At 71.2% G+C, this 16784-nt stretch carries 21 protein-coding genes; 13 read left to right on the top strand and 8 right to left on the bottom strand.

What is annotated here, in order from left to right:
• Positions 1 to 18 precede the first annotated feature (18 nt).
• Positions 19 to 858 carry a class I SAM-dependent methyltransferase gene (locus ACFSE6_RS13875; protein WP_388008197.1) on the bottom strand — a complete coding sequence of 280 codons (840 nt, stop codon included), beginning with the start codon at positions 856 to 858 and terminating at the stop codon, positions 19 to 21.
• 150 nt (positions 859 to 1008) lie between these two features.
• On the opposite strand from ACFSE6_RS13875, the gene ACFSE6_RS13870 reads away from it, so the two are divergent.
• From ACFSE6_RS13870 to ACFSE6_RS13845, 6 genes are all read left to right on the top strand, one after another.
• A complete protein-coding gene (locus ACFSE6_RS13870; RefSeq protein ID WP_388008194.1) occupies positions 1009 to 1815 on the top strand; it encodes a DUF4129 domain-containing protein in 807 nt (268 codons plus the stop codon).
• On the top strand, positions 1812 to 2312 hold the full coding sequence (locus ACFSE6_RS13865) for a hypothetical protein (RefSeq protein WP_388008191.1): 501 nt from the start codon (positions 1812 to 1814) through the stop codon (positions 2310 to 2312). Before ACFSE6_RS13870 ends, ACFSE6_RS13865 begins: the two co-directional genes overlap by 4 nt.
• The gene (locus ACFSE6_RS13860; protein WP_388008188.1) at positions 2309 to 3328 is read left to right on the top strand and encodes an AAA family ATPase; all 1020 of its coding nucleotides are present in this window, start codon (positions 2309 to 2311) and stop codon (positions 3326 to 3328) included. The genes ACFSE6_RS13865 and ACFSE6_RS13860 overlap by 4 nt, the downstream gene beginning before the upstream one ends.
• Positions 3325 to 4671 carry a DUF58 domain-containing protein gene (locus ACFSE6_RS13855; protein ID WP_388008186.1) on the top strand — a complete coding sequence of 449 codons (1347 nt, stop codon included), beginning with the start codon at positions 3325 to 3327 and terminating at the stop codon, positions 4669 to 4671. The genes ACFSE6_RS13860 and ACFSE6_RS13855 overlap by 4 nt, the downstream gene beginning before the upstream one ends.
• Positions 4668 to 5216, top strand: a complete 549-nt coding sequence (locus ACFSE6_RS13850) for a hypothetical protein (protein WP_388008183.1) — start codon at positions 4668 to 4670, stop codon at positions 5214 to 5216. Before ACFSE6_RS13855 ends, ACFSE6_RS13850 begins: the two co-directional genes overlap by 4 nt.
• Positions 5217 to 5283: 67 nt before the next feature.
• Entirely contained in the window at positions 5284 to 5790 is a 507-nt protein-coding gene (locus ACFSE6_RS13845) for a hypothetical protein (RefSeq protein ID WP_388008180.1), read from the top strand.
• Between the two features lie 43 nt (positions 5791 to 5833).
• Here the strand turns inward: ACFSE6_RS13845 and ACFSE6_RS13840 are convergent, their stop codons facing one another.
• The gene (locus ACFSE6_RS13840; protein ID WP_388008177.1) at positions 5834 to 6163 is read right to left on the bottom strand and encodes a nuclear transport factor 2-like protein; all 330 of its coding nucleotides are present in this window, start codon (positions 6161 to 6163) and stop codon (positions 5834 to 5836) included.
• 242 nt (positions 6164 to 6405) lie between these two features.
• On the opposite strand from ACFSE6_RS13840, the gene ACFSE6_RS13835 reads away from it, so the two are divergent.
• Positions 6406 to 6765, top strand: coding sequence for a hypothetical protein (locus tag ACFSE6_RS13835; RefSeq protein WP_388008174.1), 360 nt, complete (start codon positions 6406 to 6408; stop codon positions 6763 to 6765).
• Between the two features lie 90 nt (positions 6766 to 6855).
• Here ACFSE6_RS13835 and ACFSE6_RS13830 read toward each other — a convergent pair whose 3' ends face one another.
• Positions 6856 to 7797 carry a DUF368 domain-containing protein gene (locus ACFSE6_RS13830; protein ID WP_388008171.1) on the bottom strand — a complete coding sequence of 314 codons (942 nt, stop codon included), beginning with the start codon at positions 7795 to 7797 and terminating at the stop codon, positions 6856 to 6858.
• A 243-nt stretch (positions 7798 to 8040) separates the two neighbouring features.
• Here ACFSE6_RS13830 and ACFSE6_RS13825 point away from each other — a divergent pair, with 243 nt between their 5' ends.
• Positions 8041 to 9723: an ABC-F family ATP-binding cassette domain-containing protein gene (locus ACFSE6_RS13825; RefSeq protein WP_388008168.1), complete on the top strand. Its 1683-nt coding sequence runs from the start codon at positions 8041 to 8043 to the stop codon at positions 9721 to 9723.
• Here the strand turns inward: ACFSE6_RS13825 and ACFSE6_RS13820 are convergent.
• The gene (locus tag ACFSE6_RS13820; protein ID WP_388008165.1) at positions 9720 to 10490 is read right to left on the bottom strand and encodes a DUF1353 domain-containing protein; all 771 of its coding nucleotides are present in this window, start codon (positions 10488 to 10490) and stop codon (positions 9720 to 9722) included. The two genes, ACFSE6_RS13825 and ACFSE6_RS13820, sit on opposite strands and share 4 nt — an antisense overlap.
• A 69-nt stretch (positions 10491 to 10559) precedes the next feature.
• Between ACFSE6_RS13820 and ACFSE6_RS13815 the strand changes: the two genes are divergently transcribed.
• Positions 10560 to 11000 carry an SAM-dependent methyltransferase gene (locus ACFSE6_RS13815; protein ID WP_388008162.1) on the top strand — a complete coding sequence of 147 codons (441 nt, stop codon included), beginning with the start codon at positions 10560 to 10562 and terminating at the stop codon, positions 10998 to 11000.
• Between the two features lie 44 nt (positions 11001 to 11044).
• Here ACFSE6_RS13815 and ACFSE6_RS13810 read toward each other — a convergent pair whose 3' ends face one another.
• Together ACFSE6_RS13810 and ACFSE6_RS13805 are read right to left on the bottom strand one after the other, a co-directional pair.
• Positions 11045 to 11230 carry a hypothetical protein gene (locus tag ACFSE6_RS13810; protein WP_388008159.1) on the bottom strand — a complete coding sequence of 62 codons (186 nt, stop codon included), beginning with the start codon at positions 11228 to 11230 and terminating at the stop codon, positions 11045 to 11047.
• A 247-nt stretch (positions 11231 to 11477) separates the two neighbouring features.
• The gene (locus ACFSE6_RS13805; RefSeq protein WP_388008156.1) at positions 11478 to 12308 is read right to left on the bottom strand and encodes an aldo/keto reductase; all 831 of its coding nucleotides are present in this window, start codon (positions 12306 to 12308) and stop codon (positions 11478 to 11480) included.
• A gap of 129 nt (positions 12309 to 12437) precedes the next feature.
• Between ACFSE6_RS13805 and ku the strand changes: the two genes are divergently transcribed.
• Complete coding sequence (ku, locus tag ACFSE6_RS13800; protein WP_388008153.1) at positions 12438 to 13430, top strand: non-homologous end joining protein Ku; 993 nt, start codon at positions 12438 to 12440, stop codon at positions 13428 to 13430.
• The gene (locus ACFSE6_RS13795) at positions 13427 to 13615 is read left to right on the top strand and encodes a hypothetical protein (RefSeq protein WP_388008150.1); all 189 of its coding nucleotides are present in this window, start codon (positions 13427 to 13429) and stop codon (positions 13613 to 13615) included. Before ku ends, ACFSE6_RS13795 begins: the two co-directional genes overlap by 4 nt.
• Positions 13616 to 13664: 49 nt before the next feature.
• Here the strand turns inward: ACFSE6_RS13795 and ACFSE6_RS13790 are convergent, their stop codons facing one another.
• Positions 13665 to 14534 (bottom strand): potassium channel family protein, encoded by an 870-nt coding sequence (locus tag ACFSE6_RS13790; protein WP_388008147.1) that lies wholly within the window; start codon positions 14532 to 14534, stop codon positions 13665 to 13667.
• A 97-nt stretch (positions 14535 to 14631) separates the two neighbouring features.
• On the opposite strand from ACFSE6_RS13790, the gene ACFSE6_RS13785 reads away from it, so the two are divergent.
• A complete protein-coding gene (locus ACFSE6_RS13785) occupies positions 14632 to 15201 on the top strand; it encodes a DUF1697 domain-containing protein (protein WP_388008144.1) in 570 nt (189 codons plus the stop codon).
• A gap of 81 nt (positions 15202 to 15282) precedes the next feature.
• Here ACFSE6_RS13785 and ACFSE6_RS13780 read toward each other — a convergent pair whose 3' ends face one another.
• On the bottom strand, positions 15283 to 16107 hold the full coding sequence (locus ACFSE6_RS13780; protein ID WP_388008141.1) for an aldo/keto reductase: 825 nt from the start codon (positions 16105 to 16107) through the stop codon (positions 15283 to 15285).
• 282 nt (positions 16108 to 16389) lie between these two features.
• Here ACFSE6_RS13780 and ACFSE6_RS13775 point away from each other — a divergent pair, with 282 nt between their 5' ends.
• Positions 16390 to 16779, top strand: coding sequence for a YciI family protein (locus ACFSE6_RS13775; RefSeq protein ID WP_388008138.1), 390 nt, complete (start codon positions 16390 to 16392; stop codon positions 16777 to 16779).
• The last annotated feature ends 5 nt before the right edge of the window (positions 16780 to 16784 follow it).

The following is a 16784-nucleotide window of genomic DNA, read 5'->3' as shown; positions in this document are numbered from 1 at the left end:
CGCCCTGCCGGATCGAATCTATCGAACAGCGTGAAGCAGTCGCACCAACCGCATGGGCGAGAGGTGTTCCTGACGATCGAAGAACCCCTCCGGGGTCGCAGCCGCCTCGTCGACGTCGAGCTCGACGCGCCATCCGTGTCCGACGAACCAGCCGGCGACGGTCCCAGGAGCGGTCGAACACTGCCACGGTTCGCCCGCGTGTCCGGCCATCGCCGCCACCGCCTGCGCGTAGGCGCGGCCGGCCTCGTCACGGTGTTCGGGGCTCAGGTGGTAATCGACGACGACCCTCGATCCAGCAGGTAGGGCGGCCAGCTCGCCGATGAAGTCGCGACACCGCTCAGGGGTGAGGTACATGCTCACGCCCAGCCACAGGGCGAGGACTGGGCGCCTGAGGTCCATGCCGGCCGCCTCGAGATCCTCGAGATCGAGACCGGCCGCAAGGTCGGCCGGCACGCACCGAGCCCTGTCGTTCAGCCCGGCCTCGTGGAAGAGTCGAGATCGCCAGCTGAGCACGTCCGGGCGGTCGGCGGCCCATACCGACACCGGAGGGGCAGCCGGCCGTCGATTGGCGACGGTGTCCAGCCCCGCGCCGAGAAGGAGGACCTGGTCCGCCTGGGTTTCGGACACCACGGCCTCCGCGAAGCGTGCTCTGGTGCAACTCGCGAGCCGAGCGGCGGCGAGGACCGGTGACCCGGGTTGAGACAGCTGATAGTCGAGGGGCGACGGACTCGCGGTTCGGCACAACCGCTGCGCAACCTCGTCGCTGAGGAGGTGGGGCCGGTTGTCGACCAGCGGATGCGCAGCTCGGGCTGCGGCGGCGAACAGGGCGGTCTGGCTAGAGTGTTTTTCTGCGTCCACCTCAACTCATTACATGATCCACCGTCGCGGTTCCACGAGGCGCGCCGACGCTGCTGCACATGCCCGCGGAATCTGGCTCGATCGAGTCGGCGACCTCGCGGTGCGCGCCTCTCGTTCGGGCCGGGGCGCGGTGCGCCGTATCGTGACGCCATGCGGCAATGGCGTGGTGCGATCGGTGCAGCCCTCGCCACCGCCGCGCTCGTCCTGCTCGCCTGGGCCGCCGCCGGACCGGTGGTCGTCCTGGATCCGGAGCTCGAGCGCGGCGGCGCCCGCCGCGAGGGCCCGGTCGAGCTGCCCTCCGGCGACCAGACGCCGATGCCGGCGCTGGACCCGCTCGCCGGGCCGGGCGCCGACGCCCGTGTGCGCTGGGACATCGTTGCGGACGTGGTCGGGGTCCTGCTCCTCGTGCTGCTCGCGGCCGCCCTGTGGCGCGTGTGGCGCTGGTGGCGCGGCCGTCGGACGGACCGGAGCCTCCCGGACGATGAGGACGTCGACGCGGAGCTGTTGCTGCGTGCCACCGGATCTCAGGCTCGGCGTCGTGCCACGGAGGGCGACCCGCGCAACGCCATCGTCGCCTGTTGGGTGGCTCTCGAGGATGCCGCGGAGCGAGCCGGACTCGCGCGCGACCCAGCCGAGACCGCCGGCGAGTTCACCGCGCGCGTCCTGGCCACCTGGGAGGTCGCACCGGCCACCGTGAGCAACCTCGCCGACCTGTACCGCACCGCCCGGTTCTCCCGCCGGCCGATCACCGAGACGGATCGCGCCGCCGCCCTGGACCTGCTCGGGCGCATCCACCAAGCCATTCTCATCCACTCCAGGGAGGACTCGACGGCAGGTGAAGACCCGATGACGAGCGACGGCCCGGCGCCGGACGCCGACGTCACCGCCCCGGCCGCCGGTTCGGGTCCGGTCGACGACGACCGGCCGCACCACGGCGCAGCCGGAGGGTCGCGATGAGCCGGTGGCTGCGCAGACTGGCCGCGGTATTCGGCATCGCCCTGCTCGCCGTGCTGATCCTGTGGCAGAACGGCCTCCTTCCCGCGCCCTGGCCGGCGGGTGTCCTGACCGCCGTTCTGATCGCCGTGGTCCTCGGCGCCATCGGCTGGACCCTCACCGCGGTGCTCGACGATCTCGCGCCGGCGGCCTGGTTCGGGGCCGACGACGCCGGACCACCGATCGCCCGCGCCGGGCTCGATCACCGGCTCGGCCGCATCCGCCACCTGCTGCGTGACGCCGTCGAGCGCGACGACCGCCCGGACGCCGCCCACGAGCTGCTGCACGGCCTCACCCGCGAGCGGCTGACCGCCCGGGGCTTCGACCCGGACGCCGATCCGGCCACCGCCGATGCACTCCCGCCGCCATTGCGGCGCTACCTCGCCGGCGATCCCAGCGCCACGCGACCGGTCGATCGGCGCCACCTGTCCGACGTCGTCTCCCGAATCGAGGAGCTGTGACCACCACACCCCACCCGGACCACACCCTCCCGATCGAGGAGGTGACCGAGCGTGCCGGCGCCGTCCTGGACCGTGTGGAACGCGCCGTCGTCGGCAAACGGGAGCCGCTGACGCTGCTGCTCGCCGCGGTCCTCGCCGGCGGGCACGTCCTCCTCGAGGATCTGCCTGGGCTCGGCAAGACCCTGGCGGCTCGCTCCTTCGCCCAGACCCTCGGTCTGGACTTCGCCCGTGCCCAGTTCACTCCGGACCTGCTGCCCGCCGACCTGACCGGCGCCTTCGTCTACGACCAGCGCAGCGGCAGTTTCGAGTTCCGAAACGGGCCGCTGTTCACCGGACTGCTGCTCGCGGACGAGATCAACCGCACGCCACCGAAGACCCAGTCCGCGTTGCTCGAGGCCATGCAGGAGCATCAGGTCACCGTCGAGGGGCAGACGTTCGGCCTGCCGCAGCCGTTCCATGTGCTCGCCACGGCCAACCCTGTCGAGTACGAGGGCACCTACCCACTGCCGGAGGCTCAGCTCGACCGGTTCCTGCTGCGGCTGTCCTTCGGCTACCCCTCCGAGGACGACGAGGTCGACGTGCTCCGCCGTCGCCTGGCCCGCCGCCAGGAGGACATCCACCTCGAGGCCGTCACCGATGCCGCGGGGTTGCAGGCCATGCAACGTGCCGTCGAGGCCGTGCCCGTCGAGGACGAGATCGCGCGGTATTGCGTCGCGCTCGCCGCCGCCACCCGCGCGCACCAGGCCGTGCAGGTCGGCGCCTCGCCGCGTGGGTCGCTCGCCCTGGTCCTCGTCGCCCGCGCCCGAGCCGTCATCGAGGGCCGCTCCTTCCTCGCTCCCGAGGACGTCAAGGCGGTTGCGCACGCGGTCCTCGACCACCGCATCGTCATCGCGCCGGAGCTGTGGATGTCGGATGTGACCGGCGCGGCCGTCGTCGACACGGTCCTCGGTCAGGTTCCCGTGCCCGCGGCCCGGGAAGTCGCCACGGCGGAGACGACGGCGGCCCGACCCCGGTGACCACGACCGCGCCGGGTTCCTCCCGCACCACCGGCTCCCCGCCGCAGAGCCGGTGGCGGATGACGCACGCCCACCTGCGCGCGGTGCTCGTCAGTACTGCGGGGGTGCTCCTTGCGCTGCTGGCTCGCCGGCCGGACCTGGTGGTGCTCGTCGCACCGCTCGCGGCGATCGCCGGGTGGTCGATCCTCGACACACCGCGCGGGAGCCCGGCGGCGTCGAGCCGGCTGACCCGCCGCGTGGTCACGGAGGGGGACCGCGCGGCCGTCGTCGTGGACATGACGCCGACGGACGGCGCCGAACTGGTCAGTACCTCCCTCGCCGCCACGCCGTGGATGAATCGGCGTCCCCGGCACGGAGCGCGGGTGCAGCTGCTGGAGACCGGGGACGGCACGAGTGAGGAGGTCCGCCTCGTCACCGGCGCGGACCCCCGGCGGTGGGGGACGCACGAGATCGGCCCGATGCTCGTCGGGACGACGACGGCCTGGGGGGCCTTCCGCTGGGGCCCGGTGACCTTGCCGGCGCGGACGGTGCGCGTGCTGCCCGCACCGGTGGCCTTCGACGCCTCCGCACCGGCACCGCGGCCGCGGGGCCTGGTGGGCCAACACCGTTCCGCACGACCCGGGGAGGGGACCGAGTTCGCGACCATCCGACCGTTCCAGTGGGGCGACCGTCTCAAACGGATCCACTGGGCACGGTCGCTGCGGTCCCGTGAGCTGCACGTGACGTCCTCCTACGCCGACCAGGACACGCACGTGGCGCTGCTCGTCGACGCTCACATCGAGCTCGGCCGCTCCGAGGGGATCGACGGCGCGGCAAGCTCACTGGACCGGTCCGTGCGCGCCGCGGCCGCTCTGGCCGAGCACTTCGTGCGGCAGGGCGACCGCGTCAGTCTGCAGGTCTTCTCCGGACGCACGCCGCTGCGCCTGCCGCCCGGAACCGGCCAGCGGCACGGACGGCGCGTCCGGGACGTCCTCAGCCGGGTGAGCCCGGGCCAGCAGCGCGATGACGCCCTGCGGCGGTTCCGCTCCGGACTGGGCAGCGGGTCACTCGTGGTCATGGTCTCGGCGCTCGTCTCGCCGACCGCGCTCGCCCGCGTGGCCGCGCTGGCCCGAAGCGGACTGACCGTGGTGGTGGTCGACGCCCTCGGCGAGGACACCGCACCCCCGCCGGACTGGGAGCCACTCGACGCCCTGGCGTGGCGCATCCGCATGCTCGAACGCGACCGCGAGACCCGGCGCATCCAGCACAGTGGCGTGCCCGTGGTGCCGTGGGCCGGTCCGGGCAGCCTCGACCTCGTGCTGCGGCGGCTCGCGCACCGCGGACGGGCGGGAGCGTCCCGGTGAGGCCCTGGGACGAACTGCGGGACGCCTCGCGCGAGCAGCTCGCGGTGCGCGCGGCGATCGTGGTCGCCACCGTGGTGTTCGTGCTCGCGGCGACGGCGGCCGCCGGGACGTGGGTATGGGACCCGTGGCTGATGCTCGTGCCGGTCGTGCTGGCGATCGCGGTGGCCGTGGTCCCGCACGGAGCGCTGCCCGCGTTGCTGCTGCTCTATCTCGTCTGGCAGTGGGTGGGAGCCGCGCAGTCCAGCGGTACGTGGGCGCTGCTCGGCGCGGCCTGCATGCTGACCGTGCACCTCGCGGCGGCGCTCGCGGCGAGCGTTCCCCCGCCGGCACGCCTGCCGGCCGGGCTGTGGCGGCGCTACCTGCCGCGCCTGGCGGCGGTGTACGGGGCTGCCGTGCTCGTGTGGGGCCTCGTCGCGCTCGTCACAGCAGCGGGGTCCGGCGGCGTGACCGCGATGCTGATCGGCCTCACCGCCGTCCTCGCTGCGGTGCTCTGGCACTACCGGTGGTCCGAACGGGTCGGCGCCGACCGTACGGAGGGCCGATGACACTCGATCCGGTGATCCGGGACGATCTCCATGATTCTGCGGCTCCGGCCGTGGAAGCATGCTCGCCATGACGACCGAGGACGAGCCGGGCCGCAGCCCGTACGGTCCGCCGGCCGCCTCCGTGCCACCTGGCAGCTTCGGCACCGGGGCGCAACAGGCGCCGGGTGGGCCGGGCGGTGCCTTGCCGCCGACGCCGTACGCTCCGAACCCGAACGGCCCGGTCTATGGCGGCTTCCCGGCCCAGGCCAAGAACACCCCGGCGACCGTCTCCCTGATCGCGGGAGCCGTGACGGTCCTGGTCGGAGCTTTTCAGCAGGCCACCGGGGTCATGCTCCCGAGCCTCATGGCCCGCAACGGGTGGTCGACGGCCCAGGCAAGCCAGTTCTTCGCGTTGCCGTTCGCCGTCGTGAACATCGTGCTCGCGCTTGTGGCCATCGGGTTCGGGATCGCCGGACTTCGGCAGGGGCCGCGCGGCCGGGCGGCCGCCGGCGCCGGCATCGCGCTCGGCGTCAGTGTGCTCGTCTCGCTCGTCGTCGCCTTCGTCGTCATTCCGTTGGTCGCGCGGTCGTTGTGACCGGACGGACTAGACCGTCTGGTGCCGACGCCACCCGTGACGGTCAGCCCTCGCGGATGGTCATCCTCGCTATCCGGTCGCCGGCAACCTCGAAGGTGAAGCGCGAGCGTCCGTTGGCATGCGTGGAGCGCCAGTCGCCGACCACGGTGACTTCCGCTCCGGTGACCTCGACCTCCTCGACGGTCAGCGTGCCGTTCGCGCCGATGAACTCCTCGTCGCTCCAACCCTTGATCTGCTCGCGGCCGGTGAAGACACGACCCCAGTCGTCGACCGCACCGCCCTCGGTGAACGCGTCGAGGAAGGTGGCCTCCTCGTGGCGGTTGACGGCGTCGAGGAACGAACGGACGGGCTCGGGAACGGTCTGGTCTGGCATGGGCGTTCTCCCTGCTCTGTGGTCCGGGTCTTCTCTGGTCTGCGCCGCGTGTGTGCATAGCCGCGGGCTACGACCATCGTCCGCCATCCACGGACATACCGGAAGCAGGCCTGCAGGCCTTGACGTCGACGGGCGGCCGCGGCATTGCGGATCCGCGGCCAAAGTCGTTCGGGTCGTCCGCGCTCAGCGTGGTGAGGTGCTCGGCGCGGGCCGAGTGAGAGGGCCGCTTCTAGACTGGAGGCATGCCGATCGTCGACGTCACGTGCTCGGACCGCGTGTCTTCCGAGACGAAACGAGCGCTCGGCGACCGCCTGCCGGAGCTGGTGTCCGAGGCGGTCGAATGCGAAGCAGAGCCTTACGACGGTCAGCTCAAGCCCGGGGACGTCACGCTTCGGTTCCATGACTTCGGCCGGTGGGACAGGACGGGAGTCGACGTACTGATCGAGGTGAAGTCGAAGTGGTTCGACGACCGTGCCCGCAACCGCCAGGACCGCGCCGACACCATCCTGCACGGGCTCACCGACCTGGCGGCCGACGAGATCTTCGTCGGCGTTTACCTCACGATGCCCGTAGCCGCCTGGGCGCAGAGCGACGAGACCTGAAGCCCCCAGTAGCCGTTCGGCGATCAAACCCTCGCCGTGCGCCGGCTCTTGTGGTCACGACCGGCTGAGCCCAGCGGTGTCTGTGAGGCGCTATGACCGCTTCGCCATCCGGTTCTCCACCGTGATGAGAATGAGGACGACGGCGGCCCCCAGCACAGCGAACAGCACCGGGCCCGCGATCGGCTCGTAGGGGGCGATGAGTGCGCCCGGGCCGCTCTCCGACTCGGGCGCCGACTGCCACGGCCACAGAGCCCGGAGTGAGCCGAGCATCAGGCCGGCCATCGCCAGCAGCGTGACCCGGCGGCGGGTGCGCAGCAGATAGCGCAGCACCTGCACGATGGAGACCAAGCCGATAAGTGCGCCGGCGGCGAAGACGGCGAGGTAGCCCAGATCGCGTTGGTCGACCGCCTGCAGGGTCGGCGAGTACAGGCCGATCGCCAGCAGGAAGAAGGAGCCGGAGACGCCCGGCACCACCAGCGCGCAGATCGCGACCATGGCCGCCAGGAACACCGCCGGCGTGGCCGGCGCGGACTCCGAGCCGCCGGCGGCCATGCCGACCAGCATGAAGGCGACGACGGCGGCCACGACGACGGCGAGAACGTCCCGCACCGTGGTCGCGGCGGTACGGTCCTCACGCGGCAGGAGTCGGATCGGCACGACGAGGCTCGCCGCGACCAGGCCGAAGAACAGGCCGCGGGCCAGTTCGGTGTGCTCGGCCACCAGATGCTCGGCGGTACCCGCCACGGTGAGCACCGCCGTCGCCATCCCGATCAGGACGGGAACGACGAGCCACCAGTCGGTGCGCGCGAGCTCTGCCCGGAAGCCAGCGGCACGGTCCGGCCCGGTGACCAGGCGGCGGACCGCGCCGAGCACGTGTCCGGCGGAGTTGATGAGCTGTTCGTAGACGCCGGTGATCAGCGCGATGGTGCCGCCCGAGATGCCCGGCAGCAGTTCGGCGAGCCCGATGAGGAAGCCCCGCACGAGGTGGAGCGGCAGGGCGCCCGTGCGGGCGCGCGAAGGAGTGCTCGTCATGGCCCCAAGCCTGCCCCAGCCCGTCCACGACTGGCATCAGCCCCGCGGGTGACGGTGGCATCCGCCCCGTGCCGTAGGCGCCCGTTCGTTATCCTGGTGGGATGCCGACCGGTTCTCTGAAGCTGCGCGCCGCCGCCTGACGGCGGCGGCCAACCCTTCTCGTTCTCCGCTGCCGTCCACGGCCCTGCCGGGCGGCACGTGACGCGTGCCTCCCGGCTCGTCAGACGACCGCGGAGACTATTCGTGCACACGCATTCGGAGACCACCCACACCCACACCTCCACCATCGACAGCGGCGTCCCAGCGCGCGCTGACGCCCAGTTGGCAGCCGTCGACGTGACCGTCCGGCGCGGCGGCCGGCTCGTTCTGGACCACGTGGACCTCACCGTGACCCCCGGTGCCCGGATCGCCGTCGTCGGGGAGAACGGGCGCGGCAAGACCACACTCCTGGAAACACTGTCGGGCCGACTGGACCCGGACCACGGCGCGATCCGGCGGGTCGGCACGCTGGGCATCGCTGAACAAGAACTCGAGACACCACCCGGCATGACTGTCGGAGACCTCCTCGACCAGGCTGTCGCCGGACCCCGGGCGGCCCTCGACCGCCTCGACCGGGGGACCGCCGCGCTCGCCGCCGGTGAGCCGGGCGCCGAACAGGCGTACACCACCGCACTTGAGGCCTGCGAAGCCTTCGACGCGTGGGACGCGGACCGCCGCCTCGACATCGCCCTGCAGGCGCTCGACGCGTGCACCGACCGGGGGCGCGGCCTGGAGACACTCTCCGTGGGCCAGCGGTATCGCGTCCGGCTGGCGTGCCTGCTCGGTGCGGATGTCGATCTGCTCCTGCTCGACGAGCCGACCAATCATCTCGACGACGGCGCGTTGACGTTCCTCACCCGTCGGTTGCGTGAGCATCGCGGCGGCGTCGTCCTGGTCAGCCATGACCGCGCCCTGCTCACTGACGTCGCCGATCAGGTTCTCGATCTCGACCCCAGCGAGGACGGCCGACCGCGGGTGTACGGCGGCGGCTACGCCGGATGGCGCGCAGGACGGGAACGCGAACGCGCACGCTGGGAGCAGGAGTATGAGGCGCAGCAGGGCGAGCGGCGGCGACTGGAGGAGGCGCTGCAGGAGGCGCAGGCTCGCCTCAGCACGGGCTGGCGTCCTGACAAGGGCACGCACAAGCACCAGCGTCAGTCCCGTGCTCCGGGCGTGGTTCAGGCGGTCAACCGGAGGCGGGACGAGCTCGAAGCCCACCGCATCACGGTTCCGGAACCGCCGTTGCGGCTCCGGATCCCACCTCTGGGCCGACGGCGGGGCGCGATGCTCGTGCAGGCCCATGACGTCGCTGTGGAGGACCGACTGCCGGGTCCGATCTCGGTTTCGCTCAGGGCAGGTGGTCGGCTACTCGTGACGGGGCCGAACGGTGCCGGTAAGTCGACCTTGCTCGCTGTCCTCGCCGGCCGGCTCGCGCCCAGCACCGGGACGGTTCACCGCTCCGAGGGAGTGCGCCTCGGCCTGGTCGCCCAGGAGACTCCCCGCCTGGGTGACACGCCGACGGCGGCGCGAGCCTTCGCCGACCACGTCAACCGGCTCGTTGCCCACGGCCGGCTCACCGAGGACGAGGCCGTGTCACTGGCGAGCATGGGGTTGCTCGACCGCCAAGCGGGCAACACCCCGGTCGGACGACTGTCCATGGGCCAGCTCAGGCGGCTCGAGCTCGCGTTACGACTGGCCGAGCGTCCTGACGTGCTGATCCTGGACGAACCGACGAACCACTTGTCGATCACCCTCGTCGACGAGCTCGTGTCCGCGCTCGAGACGACCGGCGCGGCAGTCGTCGTCGCGTCTCACGACCGGCAGCTCCTCCGCGACCTCGCCCACTGGGACCGGTGCCGCGTCGGGGCGCGTCGGTCGACGTGCTAGCGGGTCTGGTGGCCGGCGCGGCCGCGGTCTCGTGTGCGCAGGCCGCGCTGGTCCCGCGGGCCGCTGACGACGCGTTCCAGCGCGAAGTACAGGCCGGAGAGCACCGCGAGCACCACGGTCACATGCAGCAGGAACGCCAGCGAGACACCCAGGATCACCGCGGCGCGCCACAGCCGGCCCCAGGTCACCGACAGCACGGCCGGGACGACCGCCGCACCGACGGCGCCGGCGGCGATCTCGGCACCGAGGGAGCCCTCGAGCATCCACGGCAGGACGTTCCAGACGTCGGCCACGTCGAGGGTCGCCAGCGAACCGAGCACCACGACGGCGGCCAGGAACCCGACGAGCGCCAGGCGCGTCGCCAGGCGACCGGAGCGCCACATCGTCGCCGTGCAGACGGCGGCCCACATCAACCATGCGCGGACCCGGCCGGTGCCGAGCCCGATCATCGCCTCCCGGAACAGCCGGTCGGCCTCGACGCGGTCGATCCTCGGACCGAGGTGCTCGTTGTCGACCAGGGCGTCGTGGAGGACCGCCGCGGGCAGGAAGTCGCCGCTCTTGGGCACCAGCCACGTGAACACCCACGGCACCGACGCGAGATCGGTGGCGAACCGGTCGAGGTCCGCCGGAACGACGAACGGCTCCTCGTGCCGCGGTGCGCGGTACCCGAACTGTCGCAGCACAGTGAAGTCGAGTCCGTCGATGCTGCGCAGCTCCAGCCGCAGCGGTCCGCCGTCCGTCACGTCGAAGAAGTGCCCACCCGCCACACGGCACAGCCAATCGTGTTCAGCACCGTTCCGGCCACCACGCCGCCGGCGTGTGCTTGACTCGCCGTCATGACCCTGTCGCCGCGGCTTGCCGCGGTCGTCGACGCGCTCCCCCTTGCCGCCGGCATGCGGGTGCTCGAGATCGGCGGGGCTCCAGGTGCTGCGGCGCGCGAGGTCGCCCGACGCCTCGGCGAGGGCCACGTCCTGGTCATCGACCGCTCCGCCAGGGGAGTGTCGCTCACGGAACGGTATGCGCGAGCCGAGATCGAGTCCGGGAGGCTCAGTGTGCGCCACTGTGCCGTCGAGGAGTTCGTCCTCGCACCCGGGGAGCAGCCGTTCGACCTGGCCTTCGCCGTTCGTGTCGGTGCGCTCGATGGCCGCCACCCGCGTGCCGGCGAGACGGCACGCCGCCGGATCGCGGCTGCCCTGACGCCGTCGGGCCGATTGTTCGTCGACGGGGGCGACCCGGTGCGCGAGGTCGACCTCACGGCAGATCGCCCGGCCGGCTGACGCCGTGAGCGGCGGGGCCGGCGTGGCGTCGGGCGACGGGACGGTCAGCGCTTCTTGCGGCGCGACGGACCGAACGCCTTGGCCAGCGCGACGCTCACCCCGGCCGCCAGCGGGACTCCGAGCAGCAGGTTGTCCATCGCGGTGCCGGCGGCGACCCCCACCGCCACGCCGACAGCGATCCCTACGCCCCAGGCCGCTCGCGGCTCCATCGGCAGATCTTCTTCCTTCATACCGACGACGGTATTGACCGCCTCCGGCCGTGCCATCGGCCGAAAGGACGAACCTCACCGAGCGGGGTCCCCCTGCGGGTGGACACCGGGTGGTGGTCCCAGGGCGGCACCGGCGGACGTACGGCACTCCTGAGCCACTGGCGCGCGGCCCCGCCGAATATGCTCGAGCCCCGCCGACCTGGCGGCCGGCGGGGCTCGTGGTGCAATGCCAGGGCGCTTCCGCGGAAGCGCCCGTGGAGTCAGGGCGTCAGAACGTGGCGGTGTCCGGGTCGGCGCCGACGCGGGTGCCGTCGTCAAGACCGTCGATGGCGCTCATCTCGGCGTCGGTCAGCTCGAAGCCGAAGACGTCGAAGTTCTGCTGCGCCCGCTCCCGGCTGTTCGTCTTGGGGAAGACGATGATGCCGTGCTGCAGGTGCCAGCGAATGACCACCTGGGCCGGCGTGACGCCGTGCGCCTCGGCCGCAGAGGTGATCTCCGGCAGCTCGAACAGCGGGTACTTGCCCTGGCCGAGCGGACCCCAGGCCTCGATGGCAATGCCCTTGTCCTTGCCGTAGGACCGCAGCTGGGTCTGGGCGAACTTCGGGTGCAGCTCGATCTGGTCGATCGCCGGAACGGTGTCCGAGGCCTCGATGACCTCGTCCAGGTGGTGCTGGTGGAAGTTCGAGACGCCGATGGAACGGGCCTTGCCGGCGGCCTTGATCTGTTCCATCGCCTTCCACGACTCGACGTACTTCCCGCGGGTGGGGCTCGGCCAGTGGATGAGGTAAAGGTCCACGTAGTCCAGTCCGAGGCGCTCGAGCGAGCGGTCGATCGCGGCGTGGGCCGACTCGGTGCCCTGGTCCTCGTTCCACAGCTTGGTGGTCACGAACAGCTCGTCGCGGGGGATGCCGGAGGCGGCGATGGCGCGGCCGACGCCCTCCTCGTTCTTGTAGATCGCCGCGGTGTCGATATGGCGGTATCCGACCTCGAGGGCGTCGGTCACCACCCGCTCGGCCTCGTCGGGCTCGACGAGGAAGACGCCGAAGCCGAGCTGCGGGATCTGGTTGCCGTCGTTGAGAGAGATCGTGGGAACGGTCATGGGCACCATGCTGGCACGGTTTGTTGCGCCGTCGTAGTAATTGCCCGGAGCGTGGACGGAGCACGCGTCCGGCCTGCCCACGTGCATCACGGCGTCGTCCGCGGCACGCTGACCCCCAGGAGGTGGCAGATGGCACGGGCGATCTGGAGTGGAGCGCTGGCCTTCGGGCTCGTCAACGTCCCCGTCGGGATGTACTCGGCGACCGAGGACCGGACGATCCACTTCCGTCAGTTCGAGAAGGGCACGTCCTCCCGGATTCGGTACCGGCGGATCAACGAGGACACCGGCAAGGAGGTCGACTACTCGGACATCGTCAAGGGCTACGAGCTCGGCACGGGCGACTACGTGATCCTCGAGCCCGAGGAACTCGACGAGATCGCCCCCGGTAAGTCCCGCACCATCGACATCACGGACTTCGTCGACGCCGCCCAGATCGACCCGATCTACTACCGGAAGACCTATTACCTGGCGCCGCAGTCCAAGGGCGACGACCGCGCATACAACCTGCTGGCCCAGGCGATGGAACGGTCCGGCAGGATCGCCATCGCGAACTTCGTCATGCGCTCCAAGCAGTACCTCGCCGCCATCCGCTCCGAGGACGGCATGCTCGTGCTGGAGACGATGTACTTCGCCGACGAGGTGCGCAACGCGCAGGACGAGATCGCGCGGATGCCCTCGGAGAAGGACAAGCCCGCCAAGCGCGACCTCGACATGGCCGTCACCCTCATCGACTCCCTCACCACGGACTGGGATCCGGCCAACTACCAGGACACCTACCGCGAGAAGGTGCTCGACCTCGTCGAGGCCAAGCGGTCCGGCGAGGACATCGTCACGCCCGAGGAGGGCGAGGGCGAGGAGGACAAGGTCGTCGACCTCATGGACGCGCTGCGGCGCTCCGTCGAGGCCTCCCGGCAGCATCGGGCGGGCAACCGCGAGCAGGCCGGCGGACTGCAGCGCACCGCGCCCGACCACGACGCGGACGAGCTGTCCGCGAAGTCCAAGAAGGAACTCACCGATCTCGCGCGTGACCTCGACGTCTCCGGCCGCTCGAGCATGTCCAAGGACGAGCTCGTCGCGGCGATCGAGGGCGCCCGGGGTACCCGGCGGAAGAAGGCTTCATGACGACGGCGCAGCAGGCCGAGCAGCACACCGACACGTGCCGCGACGCCCACCTCGTGCACTGCCACGGCACCTGGGTCTGGCACGCCGACGGCACCTGGGAATGCACCGACCTCGACTGCGTCACGCCCGACGAGGGGCACCGGCACGTCGTCGTGTGCACCGAGGTCGGACTCGGCTGTCACTGACGCGGCGGGCCACTGATCGGCCGCGGTGGCCCCGCTTCTGGGCGTGGGGTCAGCGCTGGTCCTCCCGGAAGGCCGCCAGGACGCCGTCGACATCCGAGCCGGTGCGCAGGTACTGCTCGTCGAGAACTCGCGCGAGTTCCCTGATGGCGGAGGTCAGTGACGCGCCGGCCTGCCGCGCGTCCACGGAGCCGCACATCTGTGCCGCACGGCCCAGACGGCGGGCGTAACCGACCGTCGCGCCGAGCGAGGTCTCCGGGCTGGGGTCGCCGAAGTAGTACGTCTCGGCGTACTGCGCGTAGTCCAGGTGGGTGGCACAGATGGCGTCGGTGACGCCGTCGAGCAGGGACGCGGCCGTGGTCGGGTGCATCCGGTCGAGGTTGTCGGCGGTGTCGGTGCGCTGCAACGTCGCCAGCCGCAAGGCCAGGGACCGCCGCCGGGTCAGCGCCGGATAGACCTGGAGGACCCAGGAGACGGCGGCGGTCAGCAGCCCGAAGCCGAGGAGGCTCTCCAGCGGCATGACCAGCCGCAGCACCGGCGAGACCGGAACGATGTCGCCGTAGCCCAGTGTGGCGACCGTGACCGCGGAGAGATAGACCGCGTCGAGGAAAGTCGGGTCCAGGACGGGGCTGCCGGGCCCGTAGGAGAAGCTCTCCGGCAGACGCGGCCAGTACACGAGGGCCCAGCCGAGCAGGACCATGCCTGCCCACGTCACGATGACCATGACCATGCCGGCCGGCCCGCTCAGCCGGCGTCCGCGGACACCGAGTCGCCGGCACACCCGCCACACCAGGCTCAGCACACCGCCGCTCAGCCGTCCCTGGCCGCTCGGATGCCACATGGTGTGGAAGACGTCCCAGACGGCCACCACGACCATGACGATCCCGGCAGCGGTCGCGACCCACGCCGCTGCGGTGCTCACGACGCCCTGCCTCGGCGCACGTCACTGCTGCCCATGGCCGCCATCGTCGCGGGTCAGGCCCGGGCCCGCACGACGACGGCGACGCTACAGTGCCGTCATGACGGCGTACTGCGCGCTGCTGCGCGGCATCGGGCCTGGCAACCCGAACATGCGCAACGACCGATTGCGGGGCGTCTTCGAACGCCTCGGCCTGACCGACGTCGCCTCGGTGATCTCCAGCGGCAACATCGTCTTCACCTCCGAGGACTCGGACGTCGCCGTGCTCGAGGACCGCATCCAGGCCGGGTTGCGCGAGGATCTGGACATCCCCGGCGGAACCATCGTGCGTCGCGGCGAGGACTTACGCGCCCTGGTGGATCGAGCCCCGTTCGGCGACCTCGACCACACGAAGGCCACGTACCTGACGACGACGTTCCTCAAGCGACCGCTCGACCCGGCGGCGGACCCCCTGCCCGACCCGGGGGATCCGGCCACGCGGTTGCTCGGGTACGACCCGCACGCCCGCGCCGTGCACGCCGTGCTCGACACGACGGCGGCGAAGACCCCGGACTACATGTCGTGGTTGGAACGACAGATCGGCAAGGACCTCACCACCCGCACGTGGCTGACGGTCACGCGCATCGCGAGAAAGCTGCCCGCACCCGAGTCGTCGGGTGCGGGCAGCTGATCTCGCAGTCGCGGTTGCTATCGGTCGCGTGCCGGTCAGCAGGCCGGTCGACGGCGGCCGACTGGTGCCGTCGTGGCGGCCTCAGAACGTGTCCGGGTCGGGGCCGCCGCGGGTGCCGTCGTCGAGACCGTCGATGGCGGCCATCTCCGCGTCGGTGAGCTCGAAGCCGAAGACGTCGAAGTTCGTCTTCGCACGCTCGGCGCTGTTCGTCTTCGGGAAGACGATGAGCCCGTGCTGCAGGTGCCAGCGGATGACCACCTGGGCCGGCGTGACGCCGTGGGCCTCGGCCGCGGAGGTGATCTCCGGCAGGTCCAGGAGCGGGTACTTGCCCTGACCGAGCGGACCCCAGGACTCGATCGCGATGCCGTGCCGGCGGGCGAAGTCGCGGTTCTCCTGCTGGATCAGCCGCGGGTGCAGCTCGATCTGGTTGATCGAGGGCACGGTCTCGGAGTGCCGGAACAGCTCCTCGAGGTGGTGCGGCTGGAAGTTCGAGACGCCGATCGACTTGGCGCGGCCCGAGGCCTTGATCTCTTCGAACACCTGCCACGTCTCGACGAACGTGCCCTGGCCGGGCTTGGGCCAGTGGATGAGGTACAGGTCCACGTAGTCCAGGCCGAGCTTGTCGAGTGAGCGCTCGAACGCGGCGGGAGCCTTGTCCTTGCCCTGGTCGTCATTCCACAGCTTGGTGGTGATCCAGATGTCCTCGCGCGGGATGCCCGACTTGGCCACCGCGCGGCCGACGCCGTCCTCGTTCTCGTAGAGCTTGGCGGTGTCGATGTGGCGGTAGCCGATCTCGAGCGCGTCGCTGACGATGCGCTCGGCCTGGTCCGGCTCGACGAGGTAGACGCCGAAGCCGAGCTGGGGGATCTGGTTGCCATCGTTGAGGGTGATCGTGGGAACGGTCATGGGGCCATGCTGTCACGGCTGTGCGGCTCGCAGCTCGACGTATCTGTTCAGCGTCCCGCTGGGTACGGTTCGAGTCCGCGGTAGAACTCGGTGATCTGCGGCGTGAGCACCGGGAACGAGGTTGCAGAATCCGTCGAAAAATCGACCGATCGGGCAACCTCGTTCCCGTCGCGGCGAAACGCGCCACTCAACCTGCGCCATGATGTCGAGGTGCGCCGGATGGCTCCGACGTCACGGGTGAGAGGGCTGGCGAGGGGCCGGCCCGCGACGACGGGAGCGACCGTGAAGTACGTGATCCTCATCCACTCCAACCCGCAGCCGTGGGGTCATCCGACCGGTGACTACGTGACCGAGAACCAGGCGTTGCCCGAGGCCGAGCGCGAGCAGCTGCACGCGGAGTTCGAGGCCGTCATGGCCGAGATGTCCGAGCGCGGTGAGCTGCTCGCCGGCGAGGCGCTCGGGGACCCGGCGGCCGCCAGGCTCGTGCGCTGGGACGGTGGCGCCGTCGTCACGGACGGACCGTACTCCGAGGCCAAGGAGCACCTCGCCGGGTTCTTCCTCATCGACGTCGAGAGCCAGGAGCGGGCCGAGCAGCTCGTCGCGAAGTTCGCCGGACCGGGCGAGACGGTCGAGCTGCGCCCCGCCATGTGGCCCGGCGGCGAGGACCAGTAACCGCC

Source organism: Georgenia deserti, assembly GCF_042680605.1.
GTDB classification, from domain to species: Bacteria; Actinomycetota; Actinomycetes; order Actinomycetales; family Actinomycetaceae; genus Allobogoriella; species Allobogoriella deserti.
The sequence above is the reverse complement of the archived record's forward strand: the minus strand, read 5'-3'. Positions and strand labels throughout refer to the sequence as shown.

What these genes read in the sequence shown, in the direction of transcription:
- ACFSE6_RS13805 (WP_388008156.1), bottom strand. Translation starts at nt 12,308, where the DNA reads ATGACCGTTCCCACGATCTCTCTCAACGACGGCAACCAGATCCCGCAG.
- ACFSE6_RS13810 (WP_388008159.1), bottom strand. Translation starts at nt 11,230, where the DNA reads ATGAAGGAAGAAGATCTGCCGATGGAGCCGCGAGCGGCCTGGGGCGTA.
- ACFSE6_RS13840 (WP_388008177.1), bottom strand. Translation starts at nt 6,163, where the DNA reads ATGCCAGACCAGACCGTTCCCGAGCCCGTCCGTTCGTTCCTCGACGCC.
- ACFSE6_RS13835 (WP_388008174.1), top strand. Translation starts at nt 6,406, where the DNA reads ATGCCGATCGTCGACGTCACGTGCTCGGACCGCGTGTCTTCCGAGACG.
- ACFSE6_RS13785 (WP_388008144.1), top strand. Translation starts at nt 14,632, where the DNA reads ATGACGGCGTACTGCGCGCTGCTGCGCGGCATCGGGCCTGGCAACCCG.
- ACFSE6_RS13780 (WP_388008141.1), bottom strand. Translation starts at nt 16,107, where the DNA reads ATGACCGTTCCCACGATCACCCTCAACGATGGCAACCAGATCCCCCAG.
- ACFSE6_RS13870 (WP_388008194.1), top strand. Translation starts at nt 1,009, where the DNA reads ATGCGGCAATGGCGTGGTGCGATCGGTGCAGCCCTCGCCACCGCCGCG.
- ACFSE6_RS13795 (WP_388008150.1), top strand. Translation starts at nt 13,427, where the DNA reads ATGACGACGGCGCAGCAGGCCGAGCAGCACACCGACACGTGCCGCGAC.
- ACFSE6_RS13865 (WP_388008191.1), top strand. Translation starts at nt 1,812, where the DNA reads ATGAGCCGGTGGCTGCGCAGACTGGCCGCGGTATTCGGCATCGCCCTG.
- ACFSE6_RS13830 (WP_388008171.1), bottom strand. Translation starts at nt 7,797, where the DNA reads ATGACGAGCACTCCTTCGCGCGCCCGCACGGGCGCCCTGCCGCTCCAC.
- ACFSE6_RS13815 (WP_388008162.1), top strand. Translation starts at nt 10,560, where the DNA reads ATGACCCTGTCGCCGCGGCTTGCCGCGGTCGTCGACGCGCTCCCCCTT.
- ACFSE6_RS13845 (WP_388008180.1), top strand. Translation starts at nt 5,284, where the DNA reads ATGACGACCGAGGACGAGCCGGGCCGCAGCCCGTACGGTCCGCCGGCC.
- ku (WP_388008153.1), top strand. Translation starts at nt 12,438, where the DNA reads ATGGCACGGGCGATCTGGAGTGGAGCGCTGGCCTTCGGGCTCGTCAAC.